Source organism: Actinomyces urogenitalis DSM 15434 (assembly GCF_000159035.1).
Lineage (GTDB): Bacteria > Actinomycetota > Actinomycetes > Actinomycetales > Actinomycetaceae > Actinomyces > Actinomyces urogenitalis.
Genome location: NZ_DS999576.1, coordinates 63,334 through 83,065, shown reverse-complemented (window position 1 = coordinate 83,065; position 19,732 = coordinate 63,334). Strand labels below are relative to the sequence as shown.

Below are 19,732 nucleotides of genomic sequence, written 5' to 3'. Positions count from 1 at the left end.
CACAGCAGCAAGGAAACGGCGATGAACGCGCTCAACACCCTGCCGGTCCTGCCCGGCTTCTACCCCGATCCCTCGATCTGCCGGGCGGAGGGAACCTTCTGGCTGGCCAGCTCCAGCTTTGAGTACCTGCCCGGCGTCCCGGTCCACCGCTCAGGCGACCTCGTGGCCTGGGAGCAGGTGGGGCACGCCTACGAGTGCCCCTCGGCCCTGCCACTGCCTCGGGGCGACGCCGGCTCCCAGGGCACCTTCGCCCCCACGATCCGCCACCACGAGGGCACCTTCTACCTGGTGGTGACCAACATGGGCCAGGAGCCCATGGGGCAGCGGATCGTCACTACCACCGACCCTGAGGCCGGCTGGTCCGACCCCGTTCTGGTGCCCGACACTCCCGGCATCGACCCGGACCTGGCCTGGGACGAGGAGGGCACCTGTCACCTCACCTGGCGGGCCGTCTCCTTCGCCGACGGCGCCGTGACCTCCACGATCACCTCCGTGCCCATCGACCCCACCACCGGCAGGCGCCTGGGCGAGCCCGTGGCCCTGTGGCAGGGAACAGGCATGCGCGACCCCGAGGGGCCACACCTCTACCGCCGTCACGGGTGGTGGTACCTGCTGCTGGCCGAGGGCGGGACCGGCGTCGGGCACTGCGTGACGATGGCCCGCTCGCGCGAGCTGACCGGGCCGTGGGAGCCTCACCCGGCCAATCCCGTCCTCACCCACCGCTCAACCGACCACCCGGTCCAGGCCACCGGTCACGCCGACCTGGTGCCGCTGGAGGGCGACGAGGCCTGGGAGGGTACACGCTTCGCCATGGTCCACCTGGGTATCCGCCAGCGTGAGCCCTTCCCCGGCTACCACCTCAACGGCCGCGAGACCTTCGTGGTTGGCGTGGACTGGGACGGGGACTGGCCCGAGGTCGACGAGTCCCGCTACGACCGGGCCGTGCGGGACCAGGAGGCGGCCACGGACCGCTCCTTCACTGACGCCTTTGCCGGCCCGGCAGGCCCTGTGGCCAGCGGGGACGAGCCCTGGGACCTGGATGACCGCTGGGTCTCCCCCGGCGGCCTGGCACGCGCCGCGCTCTGCCGGGGTAAGGACGGTGTCCTCGCCATGACCGGCCCGGAGAACGCAGCCCTCCCGGCGCCGCTGCTGTGCGCCCGCGTGCGCGACGAGCAGTGGCGTGCCGAGGCGCTGCTGGAACCGGAGGCAGGCGCCGTCGTCGAGCTGTGCGTCTACCTCTCCCCTGAGCACCACGTGGCCGTGCGATGGCAGGACGGCCAGGTCCGTGCCGTCGCCACGGTCCTGGACCTGTCCCAGCAGCTCGGCCCGGTGCTCCAGGCCGCGGGCCCGGTGCGCCTGTGGGCGCGAGCCGAGCCACCCGAGCCCGGGTTCTTCGGCTCGCAGGTGCCTGACACCCTCCTCCTGGGCCTGAGCGACGACGAGGGCGCCCACGAGCTGGGCCGCCTGGACGGCCGCTTCCTGTCCAGCGAGGTGGCCGGTGGCTTTACCGGCCGCATGATCGGAGTGCGCGCGCTCGCCGGCCGCACCCGTATCAGGTCGCTGACCTACACCACGGTCTAGCACGCACTGCTCACAGGCAGCCATCCGACGGCGCCGCCCTCCTACAGGGGAGCGCGGCGTCGTCGGCCACCCCAGCACCGACGCAACCTGGCCGCTCACTGACAAGGACCTGCCATGACCCAGTCACCGCTCACCGACCACTCCACCACGGCATCACCCGCCTGGGCGATCCACCCCGCCTCCACCCCGATCGCCGTCCCCACCGGCGAGACGGGCCCCGTGGTCAGCGCGCCGGCCGGGAGCCTGCGTGGGGTCTGGCGTCAGGTCGCACTCCCGCCCGGTGCCACGGCGGTCCATGACCGCTCGGCTGCCTTCTACAACATCCCCTACGCTCAGGCGCCGGTGGGCCCGCGACGCTTCATGGCACCCGTGCGCGCCGAGCGCTGGCAGGGCGTACGCGAGGCGGCCCTGCCCGGCCCCACGCCTCAGCGTCGTCCCTTCGGGGTGACCACCGCGATCCCTGAGCCCAGCGTGAGCGGTGAGGAGGTCCTCAACCTCAACGTCTTCACTCCCGATCCCTCCTCACAGGCCCGGCTGCCGGTCCTGGTGTGGATCCACGGCGGCGGCTTCTTCGCCGGCAGCCACAACAGCCCGTACTACGACGGCGCCGCCTTCAACCGCGACGGCGTGGTAACGGTCAGCCTGTCCTACCGCCTGGGCATGGACGGCTTCGGCTGGGTGCCGGACTCTGACGCGCCGGTCAACCGCGGCATCCTGGACCAGGTCATGGCGCTGGAGTGGGTTCGCGAGAACATCGCGGCCTTCGGCGGGGACCCAGGGCGCGTCACCATCGCCGGTCAGAGCGCGGGCGGTGCGAGCGTGCTCGCGCTGCTGACCGCTCCGGGCGCTCGCGGCCTGTTCAGCGCCGCGATCTGCCAGTCCGGTGGGACGACGGCGGCCACTCTCGCCGATGCTCGTGCCGTAGCCACGCGCGGGGCCGAGATCGCTGGCGTGCCAGCCACCCTGGCCGGCTGGCGCAGCCTGAGCGAGGAGGAGGTGCTCGACGTCGCAGCCACGCTGGGCACCGAGTTCCCGCTCTTTGATATCAACCTGGGGCCTGAAGGGCTGGCGCCCTTCCTGCGGCTTCCTCGCACGATGTCACGTACCTTCATGCCGGTGGTCGACGGCGAGGTCCTGCCACAGGCGACCTTCGAGGCGGTGCGCGCCGGGGCCGGTCGTCAGGTCCCACTGCTCATTGGCGGGGTGACCCATGAGATGACGCTCATTGGTCACGCACTGGCCGAGCCCCTGGCACGGCTGTGCGGTGGTGCGGAGCAGGTGAGCGTGGACCGTCTGCTGGCTGAAGCCGGACTGGAGCCGGCCGAGGTCGAGGCCTTCCACGCGGCCTATCCCGAGCTGGCGGGACGCCCCGACGCCGATCTCGTGGGTGCGGGACAAGTCATCTCCGACTACCTCTTCCGGCTGCCCGCGCTAGAGGTGGTTCGTCTGCGCGCCGCGGACCGAGGGGCAGCAGGACGGACCTGGCTCTACGACTTCGCCTGGGGCTCGACCCTCCCGGGACCGGGCGCGGGCCTGGCCGGGCACTGCCAGGAGATTCCCTTCGTCTTCGACTGCCTGGACCACCCTCACGCCGACGGCGTCCAGGGCCCGCAGCGTCCCCAGGCCCTGGCCACGGTGGCGCACGCCGACTGGGTGAGGTTCCTCCGCGACGGTGACTCCGGCTGGCAGCCGTGGGCACGCTCGCACGCCGGCCGCACCTACGGCGGGCCCAAGGCGCCCGAGGGAGCCAGTGACGGCGAGGTCTTCAGCTGGGACTTCCACCTGCTTCAGCGGGGCTGAAGAAATGCCGGCCCGTGCGACCGAAGTGGCCAGCTACAGCCTTTAACCCACCACCAGCACCACTCGCTGGTACCGCGTCAGCGCCGGCACGCCGTCATCCGTCCCCTCGACCACGAGGTGGATCTCCTGGCCAGGCTCAGCCTCCTGCGGAACCGAGACGACGGCGCCGCCCTGGCCGTCGTCGTCCAGCTCAGGAGCCACCGGGCAGGGCCTCGGCCCCGCCTCGGGGTAGGCCCACCAGCGCAGGGCAACAGCATCGCCGTCGGGATCGGCGGCCTCAGCCTGGAGCCGTACCCGCTCGCCAGCCCGGACCGCACGCCGCAGCCCGCCTTCCGGGCACTGCTCGCGCGAGGGCCCGCCGACGACGCTGACCACCGGTGGATGATTCGCGTCCTCGAAGCGGGACGTGAGCGACCAAGCCAGCCGGGAGGCGAAGTCGTGCTGGGCTGCACGCCACCAGCGCGTGGCGTGATACTCCGCAGGCGCCTCCCCCTCGGCGTCGTGGTCCACGACCAGGGGTGGCCAGGTCGGCTGCGGCAGCTCGGGCATCCCCGGCAGATCCGGCAGGTGGAAGCGCATGTCTGAGGTCAGGGTGTCGGCGTGCTCCGGGTGAGGCGCCTGACGCCCGCCCCAGCCTCCGTAGGTGGCGTCCTGCCAGCTTGACAGCCCGTTAGGCACGAGCAGGAGGAAGTTGGAGGTATCTCCCTCGGAGATGAAGGCACCAGCCTCCTGTACCGGGCACCACACGGCGTAGCCCTCAGCGGCCAGCTCGGCCCCGTCCTTGCCCTGGATCCAGAAGTAGTCCTCGCGATCGAAGCCCGCGGCCATCTGCCGGCCATCTCCCCACACCCGATAGGCGGCGCCAAGAGGACCTCGCGAGCTGATACTGCGCTCAGTCCACCGGGCTGAGGCGAGCTCACAGTCGGCCGGGGCCAGGACACCACGCGTCATATAGCCCCAGGTCTCGGTAGCTACCTCGCGGTGCTCCAGTCCCGGCCACTGCGGCCGGACGTAGCTGTCCAGCGTGGAGTCCTGCTCACCGAAGGAGGTGATGACCACCCGGTCCACGATCCGCTGGCGTAGCCCCTCCCAGTCCTCGCGGCCACCCAGTTCCTCGGCCACGCTGCGCAGCGCGCGGGCGATGGTGGAGATGCCTCCCCAGGCCTGGATGAACAGCGGCCGGGTCGCGTCATCCTCAGTAGCGCCGTCCGGCGTCAGGGCGATCTCGCGCAGGTAGTCGGCGATGAGGCCCGAGCCCTCGGTCTCCTCCTCCATCTCACCCTCGGCGGCGATGTTGCCGGTGCGTACCAGGGAGCGCAGGTGCGCAGCGCTCGGGTAGCGCGGGTCATGGACGCGCAGGGTGTCCTCAACCTGGGCGTAGGCGTCGATCGCCTGGTCGATATGCCCCCGTTCACCCGGTGCGGGCCAGCGGTAGGGCGCGATGCCGCGCTGCGGGTCTCCGGCCACGTGGCACTGCGAGCCGGCGTAGACCAGGCCGCGGATGTCGATCTCGTTGGCGTAGGTCAGCAGCCGGATCATGGAGTTGAGGTCATCCAGCTCTGGGTCCGTGGTGATGATCGTGCGAGGGCGGACCGCGGTGGGAAAGGGCAAGGAGCGCATGGCCCCGCCATGCCACGGAACACCCCCGTGAGCATGATGATTCACTAGCGAATATCATCCGATCCACACGAGTCAGGTTCAGGCGCCCAGGCAAGAAGACGCCCCTCCCGCTCATCGCGTTTATTGACCAGCCTCAGCCTGCACCCTAGAATTGAATCGCTTCAATGACGAACGGAGAGTTCGATGCCCACCCTCTTCCCCATCCGGCCACTCACGCCCGAGCCTGAGCTGCACGCCGCCAACCTGCCCGACCCCGTCGGCCCGCTCGCGGCCCCCAGTCACCTCAAGCTCGAGCAGTACCTGCCCGGAGACGTCCTGGGCGGAGCCGCGACCGCCCCACGTCTGTCATGGGAGATCGCCACGGCGCCGGCAGGGTGGAAGGCCACCAGCGCCGAGCTAGAGGTCACCCGCACTGACGCCGCCGGCACGCCCCTGGCCACCCCTGAAGTCCTCCCCCTTGCCACAGCCGACGGCATCCTGGCCGCCTGGCCCGCCCAGCCCTTGACCTCCCGCGAGCGCGTCGTGCTGCGCGTGCGCGTCTCGGGCTCAGCGGCGGACGATCAGCGGGAGACCTCGCCGACCTTGACGAGCCCATGGTCTTCCCCCGTGGTCTACGAGGTCGGCCTGCTGGAGCCCAGTGACTGGCAGGCGCTGCCTGTGGGCCCCGCCTGGCCCGAGAACCCGCTGGCTGACCGCCGTCCCCCACGAGTGCGTCGTGAGTTCACGCTGAGCGGCCCCGTCGTGGCGGCCCGCGCCTACGTCAGCGCCCACGGCCTCATCCGCGCCGAGATCGACGGCCAGCGGGTCGGAGCCGACGAGCTGGTCCCCGGCTGGACGGTCTACGGCAGCCGCATCGTGGCCCGCACCTACGACGTCACCGAGCTGCTGACCTCGCGCGGGGACGGGAGCGGCTCCCACGCCGTCGGCGCCCAGCTCGCTGACGGCTGGTACCGCGGCCACATCGGCTTTGACGGCGGCTACCGCAACCTCTACGGCGACGACGTCGCCGCCCTCATCCAGCTCGAGGTCACCCTGGCCGACGGCACTCGCCAGGTCATCGCCACCGACTCCTCCTGGAAGGCGGGGGTCGGCGAGATCCTGTTCACTGACCTCTACGACGGCGAGAAAGCCGACGCCCGACTGGCCACCCCGGGCTGGTCCGCCCCGGGCTTCGAGGAGTCCGGCTGGTGGCCGATCGCCGTCGGCGCCAGCGACGCCGAGCGCCTGGTCATGCCCTCTGACGCGCCTGTGCGCGCGACCGAGGTCCTGCGCCCCGTCGAGGTCACGGTCATGGAGCGGCGCACCGCCGACCTCAACGGCAAGGTCATCGAGATCTCGCCCGAGCGCCTGCTGGTCGACTTCGGTCAGAACATCTCCGGGCGCGTACGCATGCAGGTCAGCGGCGCAGCCGGCCAGTCAGTCACCATCCGCCACGCCGAGGTGCTCGACGGCGGCGAGCTGGGGATGCGGACCCTGCGCGAGGCTGAGGCCACTGACGTCTACACCCTGCGTGGTGACGGCCTGGAGGAGTGGGAGCCGGCCTTCGCGATCCACGGCTTCCGCTACGTCGACGTCACCGGGTGGCCGGGCAGAGCCGACGAGGCCAAGGCCGCCATCGAGAACGGGGCGCTGGTCGCCGTCGTCCTGCACACGCAGATGGAACGTCTGGGTGCCTTTGCCGCCTCGGACGAGCGGGTCACCCGCCTGCACGAGAACTCCCGCTGGTCCATGCGTGACAACTTCGTCTCCATCCCCACCGACTGCCCCCAGCGAGACGAGCGCCTGGGGTGGACCGGGGACATCCAGGCCTTCGCTCCCACGGCCGCCTTCCACTACTCCTGCACCGGCCTGCTCTCCTCGTGGCTGACGGACCTGGCGGTCGAGCAGAAGGCTCATGGAACGGTCCCGTGGTACGTCCCGGTCATTCCTGGCGGCTTCTGGACCCCGCCGACGCCTGCCGCTGTGTGGGGCGACGCTGCCACGGTCGTGCCCTGGGAGCTCTACCGCGCCACCGCGGACACGGGGCTGCTGCGCCAGCAGTACGACTCGGCCAAGGGCTGGGTGGACCTGGTCGACTCCTTGGCAGGCGAGGACCACGTGTGGGACTGCTCGATGCAGCTGGGCGACTGGCTGGATCCCTCCGCCCCACCGGAGGCCCCGATGCAGGCCATGACGGACCCGCACCTGGTGGCTACCGCCTTCTTCGCCCACTCCGCCAGGATCGTCTCCCAGTGGGCCCAGGTCCTGGACAAGCCGCAGGAGGCAGCGCACTACGGCCAGCTCGCTGACGCGATCGGCGAGGGCTTCCGGGCCCGCTACACCGACGGCGTAGGCCACCTGAGCAGCGACACCCAGACGGCCTACGCCCTGACCATCGCCTTCGACCTGGCCGGGGACGAGGAGCGTCGCGCGGTGGCCGGCAAGCGCCTGGCCGAGCTGGTCGAGGCCAGCGGCGGCAACGTGGCCACGGGCTTCGCCGGGACCCCGGCGCTCACGGCCGCGCTGTCCGCCACCGGGCACGCCGAGCAGGCCTACCGCCTGCTCATGGAGACCTCCTGCCCGTCCTGGCTCTATGCCGTCACGATGGACGCGACCACCACCTGGGAGCGCTGGGACTCGATGCTGCCTGACGGCTCGATCAACCCCGGAGGGATGACCTCCTTCAACCACTATGCGCTGGGCGCGGTGGCCGCGTGGCTGGAGCAGGTCGTCGGCGGCCTGACCCCGGCCGAGCCCGGCTACCGGGTCATCGAGGTCGCCCCGCAGCCTGGTGGCGGCCTGAGCTGGGCCGAGTCGGTCCACCGCACGCCCTTCGGCTGGGCCGCCTCCTCCTGGAGAACCGACGACGACGGCACGCTCAGCCTCGACGTCGTCGTCCCCGTGGGCGCCACGGCGAGGGTGAGCCTGCCCGGAGGCAAGAGCGTCCGGCTCGGGCACGGCCGTCACCACCTGAGCGCCTGATACTCCGCCAGCGCTGGCACGCAGATCGGCCACCTGCGTGCCAGCGCTAGGGTCTGCCCATGAGCAAGAAGCACCGCGGGTCCCAGCCCGGCGCAGCGACGCCGGCCCTCCTCGCCCTGGACAAGGCGGGTGTGGCGCACGAGGTCCTCACCTACGAGCACTCAGACCGCTCCACGACCGGCTTCGGGCAGGAAGCGGCGGCCAAGCTCGCGGTAGACCCTGACCTCGCGCTTAAGACCCTGCTGGTCGGCGACGGCGACCAGGTCGGGGCGTGCGTGCTGCCCGTCAGCCACCGGCTCAGTCTCAAGCACGCCGCCAAGGCGCTGGGGATGAAGAAGGCAGCTCTCATCCCGCCGGCTGACGCCGAGCGCATCACCGGCTCCGTCGTCGGCGGGATCTCCCCGCTCGGCCTCAAGCGGCGCATGTCAGTGGTCGTCGATGCCTCGGTCGAGCACGCGGCTTCGGTGATCGTCTCCGGCGGCCGGCGTGGGGTCAGCGTGCGGCTGGCGCCAGCCGATCTGGCCACCGTCGCGCAAGCTTCCTTCGCCCCGTTGGAGGCCCAGGACTAAGCCTCACTGGGGCGGTCCCGCCGCTACTCTCCCACGTGCCAGCTCACGTCCACGACCCGCGCGGCAGTGGCCGAGGAAAGCGGCCGGGTGCCCGGGCCAGGAACCCGGCGCGCGGGGTCAGAGGATGCCGCCTCCGTCAACGACCTCCTTGCCGAAGGGGAAGCAGGTCACCGGGATCATCCTGAGGTTGGCGATGGCCAGCGGGATCCCGACGATCGTGATGGCCTGGGCAGCCGCCGTCGTCACGTGCCCGATGGCGAGCCACAGGCCTGCCACCAGGAACCACACGACGTTGGACAGCCCGCTCATCGCCCCGGCGCCCGGCCTCTCCACCACGGAGCGCCCGAAGGGCCACAAGGCGTACCCGGCGATGCGGAAGCAGGCCACGCCCGCGGGGATCGTCACGATGAAGACGCAGGCGACCACGCCGAAGAACAGGTAGCCCAGGAACAGCCAGAAGCCGCCGAAGACCACCCAGATGAGGTTGAGCAGAGTACGCATGGACTCATTGTCTCCCGTCATGGGCGTTCACGCTCACCCATGACGGGGTCGAGGCGCAGGCCCTCACCAGAAGGCTCGCTGAGCGATCGCGTCAGCGAAGTTCGTCAGGGCCTCAGGCGTCGATCCCAGGTAGAGACCGGCGTCAATGAGGGAGACCTCCATGAGGTAGAAGCCGCCCTGCCCGTCCGAGACCACGTCCACACGGTTGAACAGCAGCTGGATGTCGCGTCCCGCGGTCTCCTTGATCAGGCCGTGGATCGCCTTGCGCACGCGCTCGCCCCACAGCCACTCCTGCTCGCTGGGCTCCCGGGCGGTGACGATCTCCTCGTGTACCTCATCGGTGGAACGGAAGGAGGGGTGAAGCATCGGGGCCTTCTCCACGGCGTGGGAGAGCACACCGTTGAAGTAGACCAGGGAGAGCTCACCCTTGCGGTCCACCTCCTCCAGGTAGCGCTGGACCATCACCGTGCGCCCGCGCCCCAGGTGGTGCATGGCGTCGTTGATGGCCTCCGAGCGCGAGCGCGCGTCGGTAGCCGTGTAACGGCCGGTGCCGCGTCCACCGGAGGAGACGGCCGGCTTGACCACGAAGTCACCGTGGGCCGGGAAGCGGGTGTGGACCTGGTGCTTGGAGAAGCCTCGCTCCGGCTCCAGCCACATGGTCGGGATCATGGGCACCCCGTGACCACTCATGCGCTGGAGGTAGTGCTTGTCCGAGTTCCAGTCGACGACGGCGGGGTGGTTGAGCAGGCGTGGCACCGAGTGCGCCCAGCGCAGGAAGGACTCGTAGTTGCGCTTCTTGGCGTAGTCACGCACCGAGCGCAGCACGACGATGCCGGCCTCGTTCCAGTCGACGTCCGGGTCGTTCCACACGGCGATACGCGGCTCGATGCCGCGTTCGGCCAGCGCGTCAGGCAGGGCCTGGTCGTCGACGTCGAGCTCGGGGTAGTCAGCACAGGTCGCGAGGGTCACGATCGGTTTGGTCACCCGGCAACCGTACCGTCTTCACAGCCTCCGCCGCGGCCGCACGAGGCCGATATGGCTGAGGCGACACTCGGCCGCAGCCGGATGGGTCACAATAGCGCCTATGACAGCACCCACCGTGCATGACGACGGCGTCCCCTCCCATCCGCTGCGCAGCTTCTACCCGCCGATCGAGCCACGTGCCACCGGCATGCTCGACGTCGGTGACGGTCAGCAGATCTACTGGGAGGAGTGCGGGAACCCGGACGGCATCCCCGCCGTCTTCCTCCACGGCGGCCCTGGCGGCGGCTGCTCCCCCGCCCACCGGCAGGTCTTCGACCCCGAGCGCTACCGGATCATCCTGTTCGACCAGCGAGGCTGCGGGCGCTCCCTGCCTCACGCCTGGGAGCCGGAGGCAGACCTGTCCACCAACACCACCTGGCACCTGGTGGAGGACATGGAGAGGCTGCGCACGCACCTGGGAGTTGATCGCTGGCTGGTCTTCGGCGGGTCCTGGGGCTCGACCCTGGCCCTGGCCTACGCCCAGACCTACCCGCAACGGGTCCTCGCCCTGGTCCTGCGCGGCATCTTCACCCTGCGCAAGCGAGAGCTGGACTGGTACTACGAGGCTGGCGGCGCGGACATGGTCTGGCCCGACGAGTGGGAGCACTACGTGGCCGCAGCGGGCGAGGACGTGGAGCCCGGAGGCTATATCGAGCGCTACCACGAGCTCTTGTCCCACCCCGATCCCGCCGTCCACGGGCCTGCGGGCATCGCCTGGACCACCTGGGAGGCCGCGACCTCCACCCTGCTGAGGGACCAGGCGCATCTCGACGAGGTCCAGGACCCCAGCTACGCTGTGACCTTCGCGCGCATCGAGAATCATTTCTTCTACCACCAGGGCTGGATGCGAGATGGTCAGCTCATCCAGGGCGCCCGCCTCTTGGCCGAGCACCACATCCCGGGGGTGATCGTCCAGGGCCGCTATGACATGTGCTGTCCGATCGGCACGGCCTGGGCACTGCATCGCGCCTGGCCCGAGGCCGAGCTCCGCATCTCCCCCACCGCCGGGCACGCCTTCTCCGAGCCGGAGACGCTGTCCGCGCTGATCGAGGCGACCGACTTCTTCGCCACCCAGCTCTCACAGTCGTTCGACGGCGCACACAGCCGCGAGACCTCGGGGCAGGCGTCATGAGGCTCAACCCGTCTCAGCGCTACTGGCTGTCGATGCTGGGCATCGTCGTAGGAACGATTGCGGTCGCGGGCCTGGCCGGCGGGACGGTCGCCCGGCTGGTTGGCGAGCGCTCGCTGCTGGCCGGGGCCGTCGTCGTCCTCATCTTCCTCATGGGCTGGCAGGTGGGCGTGCGGGTGCGCGAGCGCAAGAAGCTCGATCTGCCGCTGTGGCGCGGGCTGGACGAGGACCAGGCACGCCAGCTCGCCCAGTACCGCGAGTTCACCCGGACAGGGCGGATCACCCAGCCCGGACGGCGCGAGGTCTCCGAGGCCTCCCGCACGCCGCTGGGCCGCACGCAGCTCTCGGCACGTGACCGGGCGCGGATCGCTGACGTCGAGCGGCAGCGCAAGGCGCGCGAGCACAGTGACCATCCCGAGGACCCGGCCGCGCGCTGACCCGCAACCTTGCCCCACCGCGCTGAGACTTCTCGCACATTCGCGCAGAATTGCGGTTTTTCGATTGGACGCCGGCGCCCCGGCGACGTAAAGTCTTCCTCCGTCGCCGGGCGCTCAGGCGCTTCGAGACATGCCTCCTTAGCTCAGTTGGTTAGAGCACCTGACTCTTAATCAGGGTGTCCAGGGTTCGAGTCCCTGAGGGGGTACCACGGAAGAGGCTCTTCGGAGCCGCTTCCACAACCAACGCCTCCTTAGCTCAGTTGGTTAGAGCACCTGACTCTTAATCAGGGTGTCCAGGGTTCGAGTCCCTGAGGGGGTACCACGCAAGGCGGCTGCGTGATGCACCGGATTCTCCGGAAAGCATCAGCAGTCATCGTGAGCACTTCTGCTCCGAGGTCATCGAAAGATCGAGGACCCCCAGTGTTCACGCGTCCGAGGCTGACTCGTCACCCCATGGAATACCGGTGGCTACCTCGAGCGTTCATCCTTGCGTCGGCAGTGCCTGAGCTGCGTAACCCGCGCCAGGTGCCATGCCATCCCGGGCACTCCCCCGCCTCGTGCGGGCTATGAGGACCGGACCAGACCACACATGCTGGGCGCAGGACCGACCTGCCATTCACTCCCAGCGCAGAGGGGCCCTACGGGGCCGTGATGTTGAAGAAGGATGATGAGATTGATGATGAACACGATGCACATGCACCAGGACCTGCGAGAGGCTGCCGAGCGCGAGTACAGCGCCGCACAGGCCGAGCTGAGTTCCCTGGCGGCTGACGCCTCCCCCTCCCGCCTGGAGCGGGCGCTGGAGCGCTTCGAGGCCGCTCGCGACGCTCTCGCCCTGGCGGCCTGAGCGCCGCTACCAGCCAGGCAGCAGCCTCGCCCTACCATGGACAGTCACCGACTCACAGGAGACCACCATGCCTCAGCTCACCCCCGGTCAGGCCGCGCCTGACTTCACCCTCGCAGACGCCACCGGCACCCCGGTGCACCTGGCAGACCTCCTCAGGAACCATCGCGAGGGCTGTGTCGTCTACTTCTACCCGCGCGCCTCAACCCCGGGGTGCACCAAGGAGGCCTGCGACTTCCGCGACTCACTGGCCGCGTGGGAGCAGGCGGGCTACGGCGTCGTCGGCGTCTCCCCTGACTCTCAGGCCGCTATCGCGCGTTTCGCCGCCACGCAGTCCCTGCCCTTCCCCCTGCTCTCCGACCCTGACCACTCGGTCATGGAGGCCTGGGGCGCGTGGGGCGAGAAGAAGAGTTACGGCCGCACACTGACCGGCGTCATCCGCTCCACCGTGGTGCTGGGCAAGGACGGTGCCGTCAAGCTGGCCAAGTACAACGTCAAGGCCACCGGACACGTGGGGCGCCTACGCAAGGAGCTCGGCCTGGACTGACTGACCACGTGCGGCGGGGCACCGTCGGCCTTTCGGACAAGGTCGACGGCGCCCCGCCTCGTCTCCTGGGCGATCAGGCCGCAGGCAGAGGATCAGGCCGCGGGCTGCTCGCCGGGGTAGACCACGCCGAGATCGCGGCGAACCTCATCCATGAGCTCCATGACCCGCATGGTCGCCGACCACGGCATGATCTCGGACTGGGTACGGCCGGCAGCGATGCAACGCGCCGCCTCCGCCGCCTCAAACTGGAAGCCGCCGGGCACCGCGGCGTCCCAGGTGGCGCTGACCTCGCTGCCATCCTGCCCGCGACGTGCCAGGGTGACGGTGGTGGGGGCGAAGAACCACGGCCCGAGGTCCACCCGCGCCCGACTGCCCAGGACCTGGGCGGTGTTGGTCCCGACGCTGTCCATGCCGGCACCGGCCACCGCCGTCGCACCGGGATAGCCCATGGCGACGACCTCGTCCAGGTCCACGCCCTCCTGGCTCAGGCGTCCCAGGACCCGCATCGACTCCGGGCTGCCCAGCAGGGAGTGGACGAAGGAGACCGGGTAGACCCCCAGGTCCAGCAGTGCACCACCGGCCAGCTCCGGGCGCACCAGACGCGGCACGTGCAGCAGCACCTGGTAGTGGTCGGCCCGCACATTGCGGATCTGGCCGAGCGCGCCGCTGGAGGCCAGCGCGCGCAGGACGACCTGCCCAGGCAGGAAGCGCGTCCACATCGCCTCCATGGCGAACAGGCCCTGCTCCTGTGCCGTATCGAGGACCTCGCGAGCCTGGGGGGCGTTGATCGTGAAGGACTTCTCCACCAGCACCGGCTTGCCGCCTCGCAGCGCCGTCAGCGCGTGCTCAGCGTGGAACATGTGCGGGGTAGCAACATAGATCGCGTCGACCTCGGGATCGGCCACGAGCTCCTCGTAGGAGCCGTGAGCGCGTGCAGGTCCGCCCTTGGTCGTGCCCGGGTGGGCGTCGATGAAGGCCTGAGCCTTGGACACCTCGCGCGAGCCGACGGCGGCGATGACCCCGGAGGACAGGTTGGGGACGTCAGTGGCGAACTTGCCGGCAATACCCCCTGCGCCCAGGATTCCCCAGCGGATGACCGGGGCGTCCTGCGGGTCGGGAACGAGCGTGGCTAGGTCGAGTGAGCCCGCCGCGGCACCGGCCTCGGCAGCCAGCTCATGGGCGAGGTCTGGAAGAGGGGGAAGAAGGTCAGTGGTGCGTGTGCCTGGGGCGTCATTGCGTGCCATGGCATGAGCCTACCCTGCCACCACCCAATTGGTTTCACGGACAAACTTACATCGGTCCGCTGTTTCGCGCCGCCACAACCCCAGCCTCGCTCTCGCTCGGGCGCGCTGCGGCCCAGTTCGGTGCTCGGGCCGTGAACCGCTAGGCTGTCCCGCGAGCGCGAGTGGCGGAATTGGTAGACGCGCTGGATTTAGGTTCCAGTGTCCATGACGTGTGGGTTCGAGTCCCATCTCGCGCACCAACCGAGCCCGCCTCGTGGCATGACGCAGGGGCCGGAGCGAGGACGCCGGCAGCGTCGACGCCTTGGCCCAGGCATGCCCCAGGTCCGTGTCCGTCACCGTGCGCGGCCGATCAAGACCTGGGCGTGTTGTCCGTGTGAGTGATGACGCCGGCGCAGCTCAAGGTTGCGCCCCCGTATCCCCTTCCCCCCGTCTGCCTTCACCCGCCTGCGTTGCCTAGCCTGCTGCTCGCCTGCGGCCTACGGGTAGGCTGCAGGCGTGACTTCTACATCCACCTTCACCCGCAAGGACGGGCGCGCCACCGATGAGCTGCGCCCTGTCACCATCACCCGCCGCTGGCAGGAGCACGGCGAGGGCAGCGTCCTGGTCGAGTTCGGCCGCACTCGCGTCCTGTGCGTCGCATCCTTCACTGAGGGCGTCCCCCGCTGGCGCAAGGGCAGCGGCGAGGGCTGGGTGACCGCCGAGTACGCCATGCTGCCGCGCGCCGGCTCCGAGCGCTCGGGCCGAGAGTCCGTGCGAGGCAAGGTTGGCGGCCGTACCCACGAGATCTCCCGTCTTATCGGCCGTGCCCTGCGCGGCGTCGTCGACGTCGCGGCCCTGGGTGAGAACACCATCGCCCTGGACTGCGACGTCCTGCAGGCCGACGGTGGCACCCGCACCGCCTCCGTCACCGGCGCCTACGTGGCCCTGGCCGACGCGGTGGCCTGGGGCACTGAGCGGGGACTGATCAGCCCACGCGCCGGCAAGCCAGTGATTGCTGACTCACTGTCCGCCATCAGCGTCGGGATCATCGACGGCGTTCCCTGCCTGGACCTGCCCTACGAGGAGGACGTGCGCGCCCACACGGACATGAACGTCGTCCAGACCGGTGCGGGCAAGTTCATCGAGGTTCAGGGTACGGCCGAGCACGCCCCCTTCAACCGGGACGAGCTCTGCGCGCTGCTGGACCTGGCTACCAAGGGCAACGGCGAGCTGGCCGAGCTGCAGAAGGCGGTCCTGGCAGGTCCGTCCGACGAGCCCTTCACCGTCCGCTCGGGCCAGGACGCCTGAGGCGCGCGATGACGACGACGCAGGTCACCGTGCCCGCAGGCGCCCGGCTGGTGCTCGCCACCCACAACCCCGGCAAGCTGGCCGAGCTGCGTGCAATCCTCACGCCGCTGGTCCCCGGCCTCGCACCGGAGCAGATCATCTCTGCCGCCGCGCTCCAGGCTCCTGAGCCCGTGGAGGACGGGCTGACCTTCGCTGCCAATGCTGAACTCAAGGCGCGAGCGCTGGCCACGGCCACGGGCCTGCCGGCAGTGGCTGACGACTCCGGCCTGTGCGTGGACGTGCTCGGCGGGGCACCCGGGATCTTCTCGGCACGCTGGTGCGGCCATCACGGCGACGACGCAGCCAACCTAGAGCTCCTGCTCGCGCAGCTCTCCGACATCGCCGATCCCCACCGTACGGCCCGTTTCACCTGCGCCGCTGTCCTAGTGACCCCGGCAGCCCAGGACACTGCGGACCAGGCTCCGGCCGTCACGGTGGTGGAGCGCTCGATGGAGGGGCGCCTGCTCACGGCCCCGCTGGGTGAGGGAGGCTTTGGCTACGACCCCGTCTTCGTCCCGGTCCAGGAGGACCGGCCGGGCGCAGCCGGGCGGACGACCGCGCAGATGAGTGCGGCGGAGAAGAACGCCATCTCCCACCGCGGCCAGGCCTTCCGGGACCTGGCACCGGTTCTGGCGGATCTACTGGCCTGACCCCGCCCAGGTGCCCTCAGGACCGTGGTTTCCTGTGCGGGAACGGCCCCTACGCATCGCGTAGGGGCCGTTTTCTCACGCAAAACCACGGTCGCGATGGCGAGGGTGGCGGGCAAGTAGCGGCGGGGGGCTAGTCCTCGTCCTCCTGGGACGCGCCGGACTGCGAGCCAGCCGCCTCCTGTGCGTCCAGGCGACGCTGGATCGCCTTGGGCGTCAACGACTCCTGGGCCTTAGCGAAGCCGTAGAGCCACCGCCAGCCACCCATGACGATGACCATGAAGCAGGCGAGCATGAGGGCAAAGCCAAGGACGCCGTCGGCTCCTGTCACCAGGCGCGCGACCACCCACACCAGCCAGGTCATAACCACGACGCTCGCGCCGTCGCGACCGGCCGTCTCCAGGTGATCGGATGGGCGGGCCAGGAGCCAGGCGGCGACCCACCCGGCAAGCAGGGAGATGATGCCCCCGACGAGCAGCTCAGGCGCCTGCGAGGTGTCATGCACGCAGGCAGCGGCGAAGAAGGCGATGAGGACGACGGCGAGCAGGTCCGCCGGGACCACGAGCCACCAGCGCGTGCGTCGGTCACGGGTCCAGGGGCAGTCCGGACCATCGGGCACCGCAGGCGTGTAGGAGATACGGCGGACCGCGCCCTTCTCCTCTGCCTGGGCACCGGCCCGGCCTGTGCCTGGCTCCAGCGAGTCCTCACCTGCCATCTCAGATCTCCCAGCTCGCGCCTGCCGTTGCCGCCTCCAGCGGTCCGTCAAAGACGTGGGCGGCATTGCGCAGCGGTACACCCGGATCGGTCCATGGCTGGATATGGGTGAGAACCAGGTGCCCCACCGGCCGGCGCGGGGTCTGGCCGGCAGTGCCCGCAGCCAGCTCACCAGCGCGCTTGCCGGTCAGGTGCATCCCGCGCACGGTATCCCGTCCCTCAACGAAGGCCGCCTCCGCCAGGAGGAAATCCACGCCGTCAGCCATGTCGATCATCGACTCGGTCAGGTCGGTGTCACCAGTGAAGGCCATCGCGGCACGCGTCGGCACACCGTCCTGCCCCAGGGACTGACTCGGTCCCTCGATGCGGTAGCCGTAGGCCTCCACCGGGTGAAGAGCCTCAAAGGGGGTGATGGTCATCGGTCCGATCTGGATGCTCTGCCCCGGCACCGCCGTACGGAAGGTGAACTCGGTGGCATAGGTCTCCGCCTCACTCGTGCCGTCCACCCCGCGCAGACGGGCGGGCAGCTCGGCAGGACCGATGGTCAGCACCGGGCCCAGCGCGCCAGCGGGGTTCCACCGGCGGAAGACGTGCATCCCTACCAGATCCACCATGTGGTCGGCGTGACAGTGGGAGATGACCAGGGCATCGAGATCTGCCGGATCGATGTAGCGCAGCATCTGCCCCATGGAACCCGGCCCGAGGTCCAGGACCACCGAGTAGGTGCGTTCGGTGCCCTCAGCTGACATCCCCCGCGCCTGGACGAGGTAGCTCGAGGCTGAGGAGTCCGGACCAGACATGCTTCCGGTGCAGCCGATGACGGTGATCTTCATGAGGATCCTTGGATGGGAAGGGGTAGGGGACGGAGTCAGTGGGTGGAGCCACCGAGCGGGCTGTCAGTGCCCAGGCCGGAGCGGGTGACGTGCGTGACCTCCGGGCCGAGGAAGCGACGTGCCAGGACCGCGAAGGACTCTGGGTCACCCGTGGCACGGAACTCGTGGACCGGGGCCGGGGCGTCGGGATCACGCAGCAGGCCCTGGCTGGCCAGCCCGCGGTAGACGTCCTTGGCGGTCTCCTCGCTCGAGGTCACCAGGGTGACGTCCTCGCCCATGACGTAGGAGATCGGGCCGATGAGCAACGGGTAGTGGGTGCAGCCCAGGATCAGCGTGTCCACCCCGGCCTCTCGCAGCGGCAGCAGGTACTCCTCCGCCCGAGACATCACCTGTGGCCCGGTGGTCACGCCGCGCTCGGCCAGCTCAACGAAGTCCGGGCACGCAGTAGACAGCAGCTCGACGCCGGGAACCGCCTCCAGGGCGTCGGCGTAGGCCCGGGAGTCCACCGTGCCCTGGGTGGCGATGAGCCCGATCCGGCCGTTGCGCGTCACCCTCGCCGCCGCGCGGGCAGCGGGGTGGATCACCTCCACCACCGGCACTCCCTTGCCCAGGGTGTAGCGACGGCGGGCATCGTGCAGCACCGCGGCAGAGGCCGTGTTGCAGGCGATGACCAGCATCTTGACCCCGGAGTCCACCAGCTCGTCCATGACGGCCAGTGCCAGCTCGCGGACCTCGTCGATCGGTCGGGGCCCGTACGGGGAGTGCTCGGTGTCCCCGATGTAGAGCACCTGCTCCCCCGGCAGCTGGTCGAGGACTGCACGCGCTACCGTCAGGCCGCCGACGCCGGAGTCGAACATCCCGATCGGTGCGTCATTCACGCCTTCGAGACTAGGCGGGCCCATCGCCGCTAAGCAGCACGGTCAGCAGTGATTCCTGCCACCAGGTGAGCATGTCGTAGACCATCGACATCGCCCGCCGCGAGCGCTCGGTCTCGCTCTCCTCCTGCGGCGGGTCCTCCCAGGCGACGGCGTGGACGTCCTCGGCAGCCTGGGCGTCCTCGATCCCGAGGCGCTGGGCCAGGACCAGGCGCAGGTCATTGAGCGCCCCGAGCCAGTCCTGCTCCGTGCCGGCCTCCACCCGCACGCTCGCACCCTGGCCGGTTGGCTCGCGCAGCTGAGCCATGACGATCCGGGCCCGTTCAACCTTGAGGGAGCGCAGCCGCTCACGGGTGATCGAGGCGACCTCGACGGCGGTGAGGGGGTCCTCTGAGGCCTCCGGCAGAAGCACCTCCAGCAGGGGCGTGAGCTCCGCGTCGGCCCGGGGCGAGTGCGTTGTGCGGGACTGCCCGGCGGCATCCTCCATCGCGAAGTCGAGGGAGGCCAGGATCTGGCTGTCACGCTCGCTCTCACCGCTGCGCTGCCCGGTTCCCGGTCTGTGCGCCTCCTGGCTCGGCCCGCCCTGAGAGGTCAGGACGAAGAGCACCTGCTCCAGGAGGCCCGCAATCAGCTCACGCTCCCAGGCCTCCACCAGGCTCTCCCACCCTCCTGTCGCAGGGACGAAGTGCTGCATCAGGCCCCCGCCTCCCCCTCAGCGCCCTCAGGATCCTCGCCGTCGGGCTCAATCGTGGCCCGCAGCCCGTAGGAGTGCATGGCGGTGACGTCCACCTCCATGCGCTCGCGAGGCCCGCGCGAGACGATGGCGCGCCCGGTGGTGTGGACCTGCATCATGCGCTGGTGGGCGAGCGAGAGCGGAAAGCGGAAGTAGCTGCGGAAGACCCACACGACGTAGTCCATGGTGTTGACCGGATCGTCGTGGACCACGGTGCGCCAGCGCTCCAGGCGCTGGGTGGCTGAGTCCTCGCGGGTGTCGGGCGAGGCGACGGGTGCACTGGCTGACATGGCTCCAGGGTATCGAGAGGGTCAGACACGATTGCCGCAGCCTGGCCCGCCGCCTGAC

General features: G+C 70.0%; 19 protein-coding genes and 3 tRNA genes. 13 read left to right on the top strand and 9 right to left on the bottom strand.

What is annotated here, in order from left to right:
* The first annotated feature begins 21 nt into the window (after positions 1–21).
* Together HMPREF0058_RS08595 and HMPREF0058_RS08590 are read left to right on the top strand one after the other, a co-directional pair.
* A complete protein-coding gene (locus HMPREF0058_RS08595) occupies positions 22–1,581 on the top strand; it encodes a glycoside hydrolase family 43 protein (protein WP_006549385.1) in 1,560 nt (519 codons plus the stop codon).
* A gap of 114 nt (positions 1,582–1,695) precedes the next feature.
* Complete coding sequence (locus HMPREF0058_RS08590) at positions 1,696–3,381, top strand: carboxylesterase/lipase family protein (protein WP_006549384.1); 1,686 nt, start codon at positions 1,696–1,698, stop codon at positions 3,379–3,381.
* 42 nt (positions 3,382–3,423) lie between these two features.
* Here the strand turns inward: HMPREF0058_RS08590 and HMPREF0058_RS08585 are convergent, their stop codons facing one another.
* A complete protein-coding gene (locus tag HMPREF0058_RS08585) occupies positions 3,424–5,001 on the bottom strand; it encodes a DUF1593 domain-containing protein (protein WP_006549383.1) in 1,578 nt (525 codons plus the stop codon).
* Positions 5,002–5,184: 183 nt separating this feature from the next.
* Here HMPREF0058_RS08585 and HMPREF0058_RS08580 point away from each other — a divergent pair, with 183 nt between their 5' ends.
* Both HMPREF0058_RS08580 and HMPREF0058_RS08575 read left to right on the top strand, forming a co-directional pair.
* Positions 5,185–7,962, top strand: coding sequence for an alpha-L-rhamnosidase (locus HMPREF0058_RS08580; RefSeq protein ID WP_006549382.1), 2,778 nt, complete (start codon positions 5,185–5,187; stop codon positions 7,960–7,962).
* A 59-nt stretch (positions 7,963–8,021) separates the two neighbouring features.
* Positions 8,022–8,531, top strand: coding sequence for an aminoacyl-tRNA deacylase (locus HMPREF0058_RS08575; protein ID WP_006549381.1), 510 nt, complete (start codon positions 8,022–8,024; stop codon positions 8,529–8,531).
* Positions 8,532–8,648: 117 nt separating this feature from the next.
* Here HMPREF0058_RS08575 and HMPREF0058_RS08570 read toward each other — a convergent pair whose 3' ends face one another.
* Together HMPREF0058_RS08570 and HMPREF0058_RS08565 are read right to left on the bottom strand one after the other, a co-directional pair.
* A complete protein-coding gene (locus HMPREF0058_RS08570; protein ID WP_034236943.1) occupies positions 8,649–9,032 on the bottom strand; it encodes a YccF domain-containing protein in 384 nt (127 codons plus the stop codon).
* 63 nt (positions 9,033–9,095) lie between these two features.
* Complete coding sequence (locus HMPREF0058_RS08565; protein ID WP_006549379.1) at positions 9,096–10,016, bottom strand: ATP-grasp domain-containing protein; 921 nt, start codon at positions 10,014–10,016, stop codon at positions 9,096–9,098.
* Between the two features lie 100 nt (positions 10,017–10,116).
* Between HMPREF0058_RS08565 and pip the strand changes: the two genes are divergently transcribed.
* The 6 genes from pip (at position 10,117) to HMPREF0058_RS08540 (ending at position 13,012) form a co-directional block, all read left to right on the top strand.
* On the top strand, positions 10,117–11,187 hold the full coding sequence (gene pip / locus HMPREF0058_RS08560; protein ID WP_006549378.1) for a prolyl aminopeptidase: 1,071 nt from the start codon (positions 10,117–10,119) through the stop codon (positions 11,185–11,187).
* Positions 11,184–11,621: a hypothetical protein gene (locus tag HMPREF0058_RS08555; protein WP_006549377.1), complete on the top strand. Its 438-nt coding sequence runs from the start codon at positions 11,184–11,186 to the stop codon at positions 11,619–11,621. Before pip ends, HMPREF0058_RS08555 begins: the two co-directional genes overlap by 4 nt.
* 132 nt (positions 11,622–11,753) lie before the next feature.
* A tRNA-Lys gene (locus HMPREF0058_RS08550) sits at positions 11,754–11,830 on the top strand.
* Between the two features lie 36 nt (positions 11,831–11,866).
* Positions 11,867–11,943 (top strand) — tRNA-Lys (locus HMPREF0058_RS08545).
* A 342-nt stretch (positions 11,944–12,285) separates the two neighbouring features.
* Complete coding sequence (locus HMPREF0058_RS12820; protein ID WP_006549376.1) at positions 12,286–12,468, top strand: hypothetical protein; 183 nt, start codon at positions 12,286–12,288, stop codon at positions 12,466–12,468.
* A gap of 67 nt (positions 12,469–12,535) precedes the next feature.
* The gene (locus tag HMPREF0058_RS08540; protein WP_006549375.1) at positions 12,536–13,012 is read left to right on the top strand and encodes a peroxiredoxin; all 477 of its coding nucleotides are present in this window, start codon (positions 12,536–12,538) and stop codon (positions 13,010–13,012) included.
* A gap of 92 nt (positions 13,013–13,104) precedes the next feature.
* On the opposite strand, the gene HMPREF0058_RS13390 is transcribed toward HMPREF0058_RS08540, so the two are convergent.
* Entirely contained in the window at positions 13,105–14,256 is a 1,152-nt protein-coding gene (locus HMPREF0058_RS13390; protein ID WP_006549374.1) for a Gfo/Idh/MocA family protein, read from the bottom strand.
* A gap of 155 nt (positions 14,257–14,411) precedes the next feature.
* Here HMPREF0058_RS13390 and HMPREF0058_RS08530 point away from each other — a divergent pair.
* The 3 genes from HMPREF0058_RS08530 (at position 14,412) to rdgB (ending at position 16,232) form a co-directional block, all read left to right on the top strand.
* Positions 14,412–14,495: transfer RNA gene (locus HMPREF0058_RS08530), tRNA-Leu, on the top strand.
* A 256-nt stretch (positions 14,496–14,751) separates the two neighbouring features.
* A complete protein-coding gene (gene rph, locus HMPREF0058_RS08525) occupies positions 14,752–15,543 on the top strand; it encodes a ribonuclease PH (RefSeq protein ID WP_006549373.1) in 792 nt (263 codons plus the stop codon).
* An 8-nt stretch (positions 15,544–15,551) separates the two neighbouring features.
* Entirely contained in the window at positions 15,552–16,232 is a 681-nt protein-coding gene (rdgB, locus tag HMPREF0058_RS08520) for an RdgB/HAM1 family non-canonical purine NTP pyrophosphatase (RefSeq protein WP_006549372.1), read from the top strand.
* 130 nt (positions 16,233–16,362) lie between these two features.
* On the opposite strand, the gene HMPREF0058_RS08515 is transcribed toward rdgB, so the two are convergent.
* The 5 genes from HMPREF0058_RS08515 to clpS are packed head-to-tail and all read right to left on the bottom strand — an operon-like array spanning position 16,363 to position 19,674.
* Entirely contained in the window at positions 16,363–16,944 is a 582-nt protein-coding gene (locus HMPREF0058_RS08515) for a hypothetical protein (protein WP_006549371.1), read from the bottom strand.
* 1 nt (position 16,945) lies between these two features.
* On the bottom strand, positions 16,946–17,776 hold the full coding sequence (locus HMPREF0058_RS08510; RefSeq protein WP_006549370.1) for an MBL fold metallo-hydrolase: 831 nt from the start codon (positions 17,774–17,776) through the stop codon (positions 16,946–16,948).
* Positions 17,777–17,811: 35 nt separating this feature from the next.
* On the bottom strand, positions 17,812–18,633 hold the full coding sequence (gene murI, locus HMPREF0058_RS08505) for a glutamate racemase (protein WP_034236930.1): 822 nt from the start codon (positions 18,631–18,633) through the stop codon (positions 17,812–17,814).
* Between the two features lie 31 nt (positions 18,634–18,664).
* Positions 18,665–19,345 carry a DUF2017 family protein gene (locus HMPREF0058_RS08500; protein ID WP_006549368.1) on the bottom strand — a complete coding sequence of 227 codons (681 nt, stop codon included), beginning with the start codon at positions 19,343–19,345 and terminating at the stop codon, positions 18,665–18,667.
* Positions 19,345–19,674, bottom strand: coding sequence for an ATP-dependent Clp protease adapter ClpS (clpS, locus tag HMPREF0058_RS08495; protein ID WP_006549367.1), 330 nt, complete (start codon positions 19,672–19,674; stop codon positions 19,345–19,347). Before clpS ends, HMPREF0058_RS08500 begins: the two co-directional genes overlap by 1 nt.
* Between the last annotated feature and the right edge of the window lie 58 nt (positions 19,675–19,732).